Genomic DNA, 11084 nt, shown 5'->3' on the forward strand with positions numbered 1-11084 from the left:
CGGAAAGCATGCGTACCGGGTGACCGAAAGTGCTCCGGGTCACCCGGCCGGGACATGTCCGCCGGTCCGCACCCCCGTGTCGGACCGGCGGTTCGCCGGTCACTCCTCGTCGGGCTCGTCCCGTACGGTCAGTCCGGCCACCCACAGAGGCATCAGCCAGTGCGGGACCAGGACCCCGATCAGTACGGGACTGACCAGCGCCTCGACCCGTACGTCCCCGAGCCAGCCGAGGAAACCGATGCCGACGGCGGCGACCAGCAGCAGGACCGAGGTCAGCCGGTGGGCGCGCGCGAGGACGCGGTCACGCTCCCTGAGCTGACGCTCGTCCAGCGCACGGCCGCGCAGCTCCAGCAGTCCGCGCGTGGCGCCATTGATCACGCCGGTCGCGAGGCACCACGGCAGCAGCACTCCGAGGAGGACGAAGACGGGCCACATCCGGTCGGCGAAGACCATGAGGGTCCAGCCCGAGACACCCACCGCGGTCAGGGCGATATGCGCGCAGACGACGGCGCGCCTGCGCGCGGCCGTCGCGTAGAACGGCCGCCCCTCGCGCCGGTTCATCACCGCGTACATCCGCCGGTCGTACTTCGTCAGTCCTGTGGTCATCACTGCTTCCTCCCGTAGACCTCGTCCGTGAGCGGGCTGAAGGGGTCGAGGGAGAACAACGCCTCCACGGGGAGGCGGAAGAACCCCGCGATCCTCAGCGCCAGGTCGAGGCTGGGGTTGTACTGACCCCGTTCGATATAGCCCACGGTCTGGTAATGGGCCCCGACCGCCTCGGCCAACTGCTGCCGGGACACTTTCCGTTCGGCCCTGACGACTGCCAGCCTGTTGTGCACCTGCTCGCTCATGTATAAGAAGTACTACATTCGAGGGGAGGTACGCAACAACTCGCGCGCGTCCACCGAGGAGGTGAGAGGTGAGAGGTGAGGGGTGAGGGGTTGAGGGGTGAGGGGTTGAGGGATCGCGAAAGGCCCTGGACCGCGGAGTACGCGATCCAGGGCCTTGGGCCTCGGGGTGAGTCAGACGGTGAGTGGGATCAGATCAGACCCAGCTCGCGCACCGCGTCGCGCTCCTCGGCCAGTTCCCGCACCGACGCGTCGATCCGGGTCCGCGAGAAGTCGTTGATCTCCAGGCCCTGGACGATCTCGTACACACCGTTCTTGGTGGTGACGGGGAAGGAGGAGATGAGCCCCTCCTCGACACCGTAGGAGCCGTCCGACGGGATACCCATGGAGGTCCAGTCGCCCTCGGCCGTGCCGTTGACCCAGGTGTGGATGTGGTCGATGGCGGCGTTGGCGGCGGAGGCGGCCGAGGAGGCGCCACGGGCCTCGATGATCGCCGCGCCGCGCTTGGCGACGGTCGGGATGAAGGTGTCGGCCAGCCACGCCTCGTCGTTGACGGTCTCCGCGGCGTTCTTGCCGGCGATCTCCGCGTGGAAGATGTCCGGGTACTGCGTGGCGGAGTGGTTGCCCCAGATCGTCAGCCGCTTGATGTCGGAGACGGCGGCGCCGGTCTTCGCGGCGAGCTGCGAGATGGCGCGGTTGTGGTCGAGGCGGGTCATCGCGGTGAAGCGCTCGGCCGGTACGTCGGGCGCGGCGGCGCGTGCGATCAGCGCGTTGGTGTTGGCCGGGTTGCCGACGACGAGGACCTTGATGTCGTCAGCGGCGTGGTCGTTGATGGCCTTGCCCTGCGGCTTGAAGATGCCGCCGTTGGCGGCGAGCAGGTCACCGCGCTCCATGCCCTTGGTACGGGGACGGGCGCCGACCAGCAGCGCCACGTTGGCGCCGTCGAAGGCGACGTTCGGGTCGTCCGTGATCTCGATGCCGCTGAGCAGCGGGAAGGCGCAGTCATCCAGCTCCATCGCGGTGCCCTCGGCGGCCTTGAGGCCCTGCGGGATCTCGAGGAGACGCAGCTTGACCGGCACGTCCGAGCCGAGCAGATGACCGGAGGCGATGCGGAAGAGCAGCGCGTAGCCGATCTGGCCGGCCGCGCCGGTGACGGTGACATTCACGGGAGTGCGGGTCATGGCGATCTCCGTAAGACAGCTGGCGGTGGGGGTCCCTGCCCCTGGTGCGGGACATCTCCCCATCGCTGAACTGAATCTTGACGTGAAGAGATATCCAGCGGTCAGGCTATCCGACCCGGGAGACCCCACACCCACGCACCCTTGTGGCGCGGCTCACGACGGGGGCGGGACGGCGTGGCGCGGTGGCACGCGGGACGTACGAGGGAGCGCCGGGGAGGGATGGGCGCCGGGAGCGAACGCCGGAGGTGGTGCCCGGGAGGAACGAGACGGCGCGGAGGGCAGTCGCCGGAGGAACGGGGCTGGCGCCGGGCCGGGCCGGGCCGGGCCGGGCCGGGCCCCGTCACCGTACCGGGGTGCAGCCCGTCTCGCCCGAGGCGAGCGTCGCGCATGCCTTGGCGCCCGCGGCCTCCGGTGCGGCGACCATCGGGGTGTAGGCGTTCGTGGCCGTCTCGACCTCGCCGGTCTGGCCGCTCGTCTCCCCGCCCGCGGTGATCCGCACCTCGTCGCCCACGACCGCCTGGGTGATCCGGGCCCAGGCCGCCGAACACGTCTTGCTGTAGCGGACCTCGATCAGGGTCGTACCGACGGTCGCGCTGGAGACGGTCTCAACGAACTCGCCGCCGCAGCCCATCTCTTCGGGGTCCTTCCCGGTGCAGGCGTCGCCGCCGCACTTCACTCCGGCCGGCAGTACGGGGGCGCTGCCGGACGCCGAAGGCGACGGGGATTCGGCGACCGTCCGCTCACCGCTGTCACCGCCGATGCCGGTCAGCAGCAGCGCGGCGGCTATCACCAGCGCCGCGCCCACGGCACTCGCGACGAGGACCGTCATCCTGCGCCGGCCGCGCTTCGCGCCCGCCGACGGCGGTCCGGCGGGAGACGGGCCTCCCGGTCGCGGCGGACCGCCGGGACCCCGCTGCTGCGGTACGGAGGGCGCCCCGGGCCCGCGCATGACACCGAAGTCGACGGTCGCACCGGCGGAGTGGCCCCCGGGACCTCCCGGGCCACTGGTGCCGACGGCCCCGCCCGACCTGCCCGATCCGCCCGATCCGCCGGGTCCGCCGGGTCCGCCGGGTCCGCCCGACCCGGCCGACCGGGCCGACTTGCCGGACCCGCCGACCGGATTCTGGCCGAACTCCCCGAGCGCCGAACGCGCCTGGGAGATCCGTATCGCCTCCATCGTCATGTCGTGGCGCATCTCGGACCGGCTCCAGGCGCGCTCCGCCAGCTCCCACATCGTGGTCAGATGCCCCTGATGCGTGCCGGTCACCTCTGCCAGCGCGACGATCGCGCCCTTGGGCGCGAGCAGCCGCCCGTTCAGATAGCGCTCCCACGACGTCTTGCTGTAGCCGGTCCTGTCGGACACGGCGGCGATGCTCAGACCACTGCGGTCGACAAGTCCGCGCAACTGGCTCGTGAACTCGCTGACCTCCGGATCGAGCCCCTCCGGTAGCGCCTTCCAACGAGGCATCTGCGCCTCCCCCTTGTCCCCCCCGCACGTGCTGGATGTGCCCCGCGCTGTCATCCCCCGCCGCCGCTGCCCTCCCCGGCAGTCGACAGCGCGCAGGAGCATTCGTGACAGTTCTCGCGCCCCGTTGCGCGCCCCCGTACCGAACCCCGCACAGTCTCGCATCCGTTGTCCGCTGATCACACCATGGCGGAATGGCCACTTCCGCGCCATCCGTACGGCGGTCGACGCACAAGTCGACGATCAAGCCGGGCGCACAAGTCGACGCGCAAGTCGACGCGCAAGCGGACAGCGGGGGTTCACGGCGTGGGTACCCGGGGCGCCAGGCCCAGACACTCCTGTTCACCGCCGCCTTCGGGCAGGAGACAGGCCCGCGCCTCGGACGGATCGTCGGCCGGCACCATCGGCGTCACGAGATAACGTCCGGTGTCCCGCCGGGCGACCGCCGCGATCTGCTGTTCCCGCCGGCCCGGTACGGTCAGCACGACCCGGTCCCCCACGCGCAGCCCGGTCGCCCGCACCCACACCGTGCGGCACGTTTCGCCGTACCGCAGTTGCAGCCGCTGGCCGCCCGTCGCGGTGAGCGAGCCGAGCGTGGTCATCGCGCCTTCGACACCGCACTGCATGGGCGCCGGATCCTCGCCTTCGCACGCCGGACCGGTACAGCCGGGCCGCAGCGGGCCGGCCATGCTCCACACCACGTCCTCGGGGACGTCCCGCCGCACTCCGCCGTCGCCCGACAGCCAGGCCGCGAGCACCGTCGCCACGGTGACGACGGCCACCACGGCCGTCGCGGCGAGCACCGCGGTACGGCGTCTGCCGCGCGGCGCCCCTCCCGGCGGCGATGGCGTCGGTGATGCCGGTGGCGTCTTCGGCGTCGCCGCCGAGCCCGTCGGTCCCGCCGGTCCGGCCGGCCCCCCTTGTCCTGTCTGTGCAGGTATGGGGGACGGCGGGGAAAGCCCTCGTGCGGCCCCGACTCCGGCCCCGGCTCCGGCTCCGGCTTTTGCTCCGGCCCCGGTGTCCGCGGCGGCCCGGCCGCTCCACGCCGCGTCCGCCAACTCCCAGAGCGCGAGCAGCCGTCCCGGGGGCTCGCCCGCCAGCGCGCACAGGGCCGTCACCGCCTGCCGCGGCAGGGGCTTCGTACCGTTGAGATAGCGCTGCCAGGACGACTTGCTGTACGGCGTACGCCCGGCGAGCGCGACCAGGCTCAGCCCCGTACGGGCCCGGAGCGCGCTCAGCTCGCCCGCGAGCCGCTCGCACTCCGCCGCCGGCTTCTCCGCCCCCGGCTTCTCCACCGTCCGCTTCTCCGCCCCCGGCTTCTCGGCCGCGTTCTCCAACGCGCCGCTCACCGGCGTAACTCCGCCCAGGTGTCGGGCCCCACGATGCCGTCGCTCACCAGCTTCCGCGCCTTCTGGAACTCCTGTACGGCGGACTCCACGCCCGGACCGTAGAGCCCGTCGACCTCGCCCGGGTCGAAGCCGTGCCGCTGCAATTGGCACTGCACCTCGACCACGTCGGGTCCACTGCCGTTGATGCCGACCAGCGCTTCGACGGTGGTGCTGTGCCCGGCATAGGCCGCGCCGTCCTTACGTCCCGCGTGGTCGCAGTCGTACGTACGGCCGGGCCCGTACGTCACCTGCTTCGCGGTCTCCTCGCCCCCGCCCCCGTCCCCGCCGGCCACCAGCAGCCCCGCCGCGAAGGCCACGGCCGCGGCCGCGAGCGCACCGGCGAGCGCGTACCGTAACGGCACCCGCCGAACGGACGGACGCGACCCGGGTTCCGGGACACCGGGCTCCGGGACACCGGACGTTCGTGTCCTGGGCCGCTCGTCCGCGACCGCCGCCGCGCCCGACTCCTCCCCCTCGCCCACCGCACCTGTCCCCGCGGCGGGCTCGGCGACGGGCTCGGCAGCCGGCTCGGGCGGTTGCCGTTCGGCCACTTCGTGCAGGACGAGCAGCTTCGTCGGATCCGTTCCGCAGACCTTGGCCAGTTCCTCGACGGCCTTCCGGGGCACCGGCTGTTTTCCGTTGAGATAGCGCTCCCAGGAGGAGCGGCTGTATCCCGTCTTCGCCGCGAGCGCGGCGAGTCCGAGGCCGGAGTGGTCCTTCAACCGTCTCAACTGAACGATCAGTTGGCGGTCCTTCTCGGGCAGTTCTGACGGGAGCGATTTCCAACGCGGCATGTCCACCTCATGCGTGATCGGACCCCTTCGGGGTTCCACGTCCCCTTTCCTCCCCGCGAACGACGGCCTCGCAACACCCGGTTCCGCGGGCGGCAGCGAGCCGCCGCCATCCGGCCAGGCCGCCACACCGCCACAGCAGGCTCGCGGCGTCCCACGACGTCCCACGGGGTGCGGCGTTCCCGCAGGTCAGGGTCGCCCGCGTCCCACAGATGCCCGGTTCGACGGGCATGCCTGGCGGCGGTACGAGGTGACGCGGAACAGTCTGTGGTGCACACCGGGCGGCGCGGTCCACCCCGCGCCGCCCTTACGTGGTCACGGAACCGGCGCGCACACGGACGGTGGTCCGTCCTCCTCGGGGGAGAGGACGGGCCGCCGTCACGAGGCGGCGTCACGGACCGCCGTCAAGGGGCAGCGTCACGGCCGCTGCACCCGCTACGGCACCGTCGAGTGGACGACGTCCTCCAGGAACGGGATCTCCAGCCACGGCTTGGGCTGCGTCATCAGGCTGAGCAGCACGATCGCGAGACCCAGCAGGCCGTACGTGAGCATGTCGGTGAAGCGCGACCGTACGGCCAGCATGCCCACGGAGGGCAGCACGCGGCGCAGGACGGCGCCGCCGATCAGGGCGATGCCGATCAGGATGGTGCCGATCCGGAACGCCTCCGCGAAGGGGTGCGTACCGACGATCAGTAGTCCGAGACCGGTCGTCCCGAGGACGCTGAGCAGGGGCCACTGCCGGGCGGGCGCCGGGGCGTCCGAGGGCGCGGCCCGGCCGCCGCCCTCGGGCCGTGCGGTGTCCCGGGTGAGCGAGAACCGCCGGTCGTGCTGCTCCGAGGACCCGGTCCCGTCCGAAGCACCCGGGGCGTCTGCCGTGCCCGGGGCGCCGGCCGTGCCGGGGGTATCGGTCACGTCCGGGGCGTCGGCCGTGTCCAGGGCATCGGACAGGGCGTCGGTCACGTCCGGGGCCGCCGAAGCGTCCGTACGCTCCGCGCCCGTCGTCCTCTCAGCGGCCCCCGCACCCCCCGCGGCCACCGTGTTCTTCGTCACGGTGTCGGCGCCGAGAGCGCCCGCGGCCACCACCGGCCCCGGCTCCCTGACCGCCTGTCCGTCGGTCTCCGGCGCCTGCCGTGTCCCGCGCCGCGACCGGGCCGCGTCGCCCGCGCTCGTTCCAGCACCCATCAGTGGCGCCCCTTTCCGGTTCGGCTGCGTTCAGCCCGCGTCCGCGACGGCGCGTTCGGCCGCCTCGACCACATTGACGAGCAGCTGGGCTCGCGTCATCGGACCGACGCCGCCCGGGTTCGGCGAGATCCAGCCCGCCACCTGCGCGACGTCCGGGTGGACATCGCCGACGATCTTGCCGTCACCGTCCCGGCTGACCCCGACGTCGAGGACGGCCGCGCCCGGCTTCACGTCCTCGGGCTTGATGATGTGCGGCACCCCGGCGGCGGCCACGATGATGTCGGCCTGCTTGAGGTGCGCCGACAGATCGCGCGTGCCGGTGTGGCACTGCGTGACCGTCGCGTTCTCCGACTTACGGGTCAGCAGCAGCGGGATCGAGCGCCCGACGGTGATCCCGCGGCCCACGACCACGACATGCGCGCCCTTGATCTCGACGCCGTGGTGACGGAGCAGCTGAATGATGCCGTACGGGGTGCAGGGCAGCGGACCCGTCTCGTTGAGCACCAGCCGGCCGAGGCTCATGGGGTGCAGCCCGTCGGCGTCCTTGACCGGGTCCATCAGTTCGAGCACCCGGTTGGTGTCGATGCCCTTGGGCAGCGGCAGCTGCACGATGTAGCCGGTGCACTCGGGGTTGGCGTTCAGCTCCGCGACCACGGCCTCGATCTCCGCCTGGGACGCGGTGTCGGGCAGTTCACGCTGGATCGAGGCGATACCGACCTGGGCGCAGTCGCGGTGCTTGCCGTTCACGTACCAGCGGCTGCCGGGGTCGTCACCGACCAGCAGCGTGCCGAGGCCGGGTGTGACACCCCGCTCCTTGAGGGCCGCCACGCGGGCGGTCAGATCGGACTTGATCGCGGCTGCGGTGGCCTTGCCATCGAGAATCTGGGCGCTCATACCCCCATCCTCGCGGATGACCCCTCCCCGGTTCCAATTCGCTGCCCATCCTGAGACGACCTGGGAGTTCGCCCGCCCTGTCGCGGGCGCCGGGCGAGGTTGCGCTTGCACAACGCCCGCCCATGGCGACTGGACAAAATAAGAGGTAGATAACACGATTGCGGGCGCAGTACGCGGCCGTCGACGGGGGGCAGACCGCTCACTTCTGAGAAGTTCCTCCGCCACGTGGGTCGCACCGTCCCCGCATTACCAACGGAGGAACCCCGCCATGAGCTTCGGCGACCCCAACAACCCGTACGGCCAGCAGCCGCAGCCCGGATCCGGCCAGCCCCAGGGTCAGCCGGGCTACGGCTACCCGCAGGGCCAGCCGCAGCAGCCCGGCTACGGCTACCCGCAGGCGCCGCCGGTCCAGCCGTACGGCGGTGGCTTCCCGGGCGGTCCCGGAGGCCCGCTGGAGATGCCGGGCGGCGTCAAGGCGGCCCGCGTGATGCTGTGGGTGATCTCCGGTCTCTGCCTGATCGGCACGTTCATCTTCTTCGGCTCCGCCGCGTCGCTCAACGCGGCGAAGGACAGCACGACGCTCCAGAACGACTCGCAGTTCCAGGACCTCGTGGATGGTTCGAGCGGCTTCCTCTACGGCCTCGGCGCGCTGGCCCTGGTGTGGCTCGTTCTGTCGGCCTTCCTCGCCATCAAGGTCAAGACCGGTGGGAGCGGCTTCCGTACCGCCCTCATCGTCTACGGCGTCGTGACCGCTCTGATCGCCGTCTACCCGTTCACGGTGTTCGGGATCGTGCACCTCGTGCTCGCCATCCTGATCGCCGTCTTCGCCGGGAAGTCCGACGGCGCCGCGTGGTTCAACCGCCCGCGCTACTGACGCCACGCAGCGCACCGGGCAGCGCGGCGAGCGGCGCACCGGGCAGGAATGAAGGCCGTAATACCCGTCCCCCAGCGGGTTTTACGGCCTTCCTGCGTTTCTGCTGTCCTGCTTGCCCACTTGCTTGCCTGCCGGTCTGCTTGCCTGCCCGGCCTGTCTGTCCGTCCGCCGCCGAAAGGGCTCAGCGGAAGGACTCAGTTGAAGGACTCAGTGGAAGAAGTGGCGCGTCCCCGTGAAGTACATCGTCGCGCCCGCCTTCCGCGCCGCCTCGACGACCAGCTCGTCACGGACCGAACCGCCCGGCTGCACCACCGCCTTGACGCCCGCGTCCAGCAGGATCTCCAGCCCGTCGGGGAACGGGAAGAACGCGTCGGACGCGGCGTACGAACCACGCGCCCGCTCCTCGCCCGCCCGCTCCACCGCGAGCTTCGCGGAGTCGACGCGGTTGACCTGGCCCATACCGACCCCCACCGACGCCCCGCCCTTGGCGAGCAGGATCGCGTTGGACTTGACCGCGCGGGACGCCTTCCAGGCGAAGGCCAGTTCGCGCAGCTCGGCCTCGGAGAGCGCCTCGCCGGTCGCGAGGGTCCAGTTCGCCGGGTCGTCGCCGTCGGCCTGGAGCCGGTCGGTGACCTGGAGCAGCGCACCGCCGTCGATCGGCTTGACCTCGACGGGCGCGGACGGGCCCTCGGGGCAGCGCAGCACACGGATGTTCTTCTTGCGTGCGAGCACCTCGACCGCACCGTCCTCGTAGCCGGGCGCCACGATGACCTCGGTGAAGATCTCGGCGACCTGCTCGGCCAGCGCCACGGAGACGGGCCGGTTGACGGCGATCACCCCGCCGAAGGCGGACAGCGGGTCGCAGGCGTGCGCCTTGCGGTGCGCCTCGGCGACATCGTCACCGATCGCGATGCCGCACGGATTGGCGTGCTTGATGATCGCGACACAGGGCTCGGCGTGGTCGTACGCGGCACGGCGCGCGGCGTCCGTGTCCGTGTAGTTGTTGTACGACATCTCCTTGCCGTGCAGCTGCTCGGCCTCGGCGAGGCCGCCCTCGGCGCTGGTGTAGAGCGCGGCGGGCTGGTGCGGGTTCTCGCCGTAGCGCAGCACGTTCTTGCGCGTGTACGTGGCGCCCAGGAACTCCGGGAGGACCGCCGCCGCGGAGCCGCTGCCGGACACGGCGTCGGCGTCCGCCGCCGTGTAGCTGTCCGCGAACCAGGAGGCCACGGCCACGTCGTACGCGGCCGTGTGCTGGAACGCCTCACCCGCGAGCCGCTTGCGGGTCGTCAGGTCGAACCCGCCGTCCCGTACGGCGCCGAGGACGTCCCCGTACCGCTCCGGGCTGGTGACGACCGCGACCGAGGGGTGGTTCTTGGCCGCGGCGCGGACCATCGAGGGCCCGCCGATGTCGATCTGCTCCACGCACTCGTCGGGGGTGGCGCCGGAGGCGACGGTCTCGCGGAACGGGTAGAGGTTCACCACGACCAGGTCGAACGGCTCGATGTCCAGCTCGGCGAGCTGCTCGCGGTGCGAGTCGAGCCGCAGGTCGGCGAGGATGCCGGCGTGGACGCGCGGGTGCAGCGTCTTGACCCGGCCGTCCAGGCACTCGGGGAAGCCGGTCAGCTCCTCGACCTTCGTGACCGGCACCCCGGCGGCGGCGATCTTCGCGGCGGTGGAACCGGTCGAGACCAGGGTGACGCCCGCCTCGTGCAGCCCGCGGGCCAGCTCTTCCAGACCCGTCTTGTCGTAGACGCTGACCAGCGCTCTGCGAATGGGGCGCTTCGTACCTTCGGCGCTCACTGGATCGTTACCTTTCGTCCCTCAATGCGATAGCCGTGCCGGGCGAGACGCCCCACGACCTCGACGAGCAGGCGTCGCTCGACTTCCTTGATGCGCTCATGGAGAGCGTCTTCATCGTCCTCGTCCCGTACCTCGACCACGCCCTGCGCGATGATCGGGCCGGTGTCGACACCGTCGTCGACGAAGTGGACTGTGCAGCCGGTGACCTTCGCTCCGTAGGCGAGCGCCTCGCGCACACCGTGGGCACCGGGAAAGCTGGGGAGCAGCGCGGGATGGGTGTTGACGAACCGCCCGCCGAAGCGCGCGAGGAACTCCTTCCCCACGATCTTCATGAAGCCGGCCGAGATCACCAGATCGGGTTCGTACGCCGCGGTCGCCTCGGCGAGCGCCGCGTCCCAGTCGTCACGGCTCGGGTGGTCCTTCACCCGGCACACGAACGTGGGAAGCCCGGCGCGCTCGGCGCGCTCCAGACCCGCGATGGAACCGCGGTCCGCGCCGACGGCCACGATCCGCGCGCCGAAGGCCACCGGGTCGTCCCCGATCGCGTCGAGCAGGGCCTGCAGATTCGTACCGGATCCGGAGACCAGGACCACGAGCCGGGCCGGGCGGGCGGAGGAGGGCGGGGAGGCCACGGCGGGGCGCCTTTCTGGAGCGAGCACAG

11 protein-coding genes are annotated in these 11084 nt (G+C 71.6%); 1 reads left to right on the top strand and 10 read right to left on the bottom strand.

From position 1 onward, the window contains the following. Nucleotides 1-99 precede the first annotated feature (99 nt). The 8 genes from CU044_RS24005 to CU044_RS24040 form a co-directional block, all read right to left on the bottom strand. Nucleotides 100-606, bottom strand: coding sequence for a hypothetical protein (locus CU044_RS24005; RefSeq protein WP_129770775.1), 507 nt, complete (start codon nucleotides 604-606; stop codon nucleotides 100-102). After that, a complete protein-coding gene (locus CU044_RS24010) occupies nucleotides 606-851 on the bottom strand; it encodes a helix-turn-helix transcriptional regulator (RefSeq protein WP_129770776.1) in 246 nt (81 codons plus the stop codon). Before CU044_RS24010 ends, CU044_RS24005 begins: the two co-directional genes overlap by 1 nt. Before the next feature lie 188 nt (nucleotides 852-1039). After that, nucleotides 1040-2029, bottom strand: a complete 990-nt coding sequence (locus tag CU044_RS24015; protein ID WP_129770777.1) for a malate dehydrogenase — start codon at nucleotides 2027-2029, stop codon at nucleotides 1040-1042. Between the two features lie 340 nt (nucleotides 2030-2369). Beyond that, nucleotides 2370-3497 carry an XRE family transcriptional regulator gene (locus CU044_RS24020; RefSeq protein ID WP_129770778.1) on the bottom strand — a complete coding sequence of 376 codons (1128 nt, stop codon included), beginning with the start codon at nucleotides 3495-3497 and terminating at the stop codon, nucleotides 2370-2372. A gap of 296 nt (nucleotides 3498-3793) precedes the next feature. Then, on the bottom strand, nucleotides 3794-4843 hold the full coding sequence (locus CU044_RS24025) for an XRE family transcriptional regulator (protein ID WP_129770779.1): 1050 nt from the start codon (nucleotides 4841-4843) through the stop codon (nucleotides 3794-3796). Then, nucleotides 4840-5676, bottom strand: coding sequence for a peptidoglycan-binding protein (locus CU044_RS24030; protein WP_129770780.1), 837 nt, complete (start codon nucleotides 5674-5676; stop codon nucleotides 4840-4842). Before CU044_RS24030 ends, CU044_RS24025 begins: the two co-directional genes overlap by 4 nt. Before the next feature lie 432 nt (nucleotides 5677-6108). After that, a complete protein-coding gene (locus CU044_RS24035) occupies nucleotides 6109-6855 on the bottom strand; it encodes a DUF3017 domain-containing protein (RefSeq protein WP_129770781.1) in 747 nt (248 codons plus the stop codon). Nucleotides 6856-6885: 30 nt separating this feature from the next. After that, the gene (locus CU044_RS24040; protein WP_129770782.1) at nucleotides 6886-7749 is read right to left on the bottom strand and encodes a bifunctional methylenetetrahydrofolate dehydrogenase/methenyltetrahydrofolate cyclohydrolase; all 864 of its coding nucleotides are present in this window, start codon (nucleotides 7747-7749) and stop codon (nucleotides 6886-6888) included. 268 nt (nucleotides 7750-8017) lie between these two features. Between CU044_RS24040 and CU044_RS24045 the strand changes: the two genes are divergently transcribed. Further along, nucleotides 8018-8623 (top strand): proline-rich domain-containing protein, encoded by a 606-nt coding sequence (locus CU044_RS24045; RefSeq protein ID WP_129770783.1) that lies wholly within the window; start codon nucleotides 8018-8020, stop codon nucleotides 8621-8623. A gap of 207 nt (nucleotides 8624-8830) precedes the next feature. Here CU044_RS24045 and purH read toward each other — a convergent pair whose 3' ends face one another. Further along, complete coding sequence (purH, locus tag CU044_RS24050; protein WP_129770784.1) at nucleotides 8831-10423, bottom strand: bifunctional phosphoribosylaminoimidazolecarboxamide formyltransferase/IMP cyclohydrolase; 1593 nt, start codon at nucleotides 10421-10423, stop codon at nucleotides 8831-8833. Further along, the gene (gene purN / locus CU044_RS24055) at nucleotides 10420-11055 is read right to left on the bottom strand and encodes a phosphoribosylglycinamide formyltransferase (protein WP_129770785.1); all 636 of its coding nucleotides are present in this window, start codon (nucleotides 11053-11055) and stop codon (nucleotides 10420-10422) included. The genes purH and purN overlap by 4 nt, the downstream gene beginning before the upstream one ends. Nucleotides 11056-11084 lie beyond the last annotated feature (29 nt).

Source organism: Streptomyces sp. L-9-10, assembly GCF_004151105.1.
Lineage (GTDB): Bacteria > Actinomycetota > Actinomycetes > Streptomycetales > Streptomycetaceae > Streptomyces.

Excerpts from the sequence above, each read along its gene's own strand:
- CU044_RS24005 (WP_129770775.1), bottom strand. The coding sequence starts at position 606 with ATGACCACAGGACTGACGAAGTACGACCGGCGGATGTACGCGGTGATG.
- CU044_RS24010 (WP_129770776.1), bottom strand. The coding sequence starts at position 851 with ATGAGCGAGCAGGTGCACAACAGGCTGGCAGTCGTCAGGGCCGAACGG.
- CU044_RS24015 (WP_129770777.1), bottom strand. The coding sequence starts at position 2,029 with ATGACCCGCACTCCCGTGAATGTCACCGTCACCGGCGCGGCCGGCCAG.
- CU044_RS24020 (WP_129770778.1), bottom strand. The coding sequence starts at position 3,497 with ATGCCTCGTTGGAAGGCGCTACCGGAGGGGCTCGATCCGGAGGTCAGC.
- CU044_RS24030 (WP_129770780.1), bottom strand. The coding sequence starts at position 5,676 with ATGCCGCGTTGGAAATCGCTCCCGTCAGAACTGCCCGAGAAGGACCGC.
- CU044_RS24035 (WP_129770781.1), bottom strand. The coding sequence starts at position 6,855 with ATGGGTGCTGGAACGAGCGCGGGCGACGCGGCCCGGTCGCGGCGCGGG.
- CU044_RS24040 (WP_129770782.1), bottom strand. The coding sequence starts at position 7,749 with ATGAGCGCCCAGATTCTCGATGGCAAGGCCACCGCAGCCGCGATCAAG.
- CU044_RS24045 (WP_129770783.1), top strand. The coding sequence starts at position 8,018 with ATGAGCTTCGGCGACCCCAACAACCCGTACGGCCAGCAGCCGCAGCCC.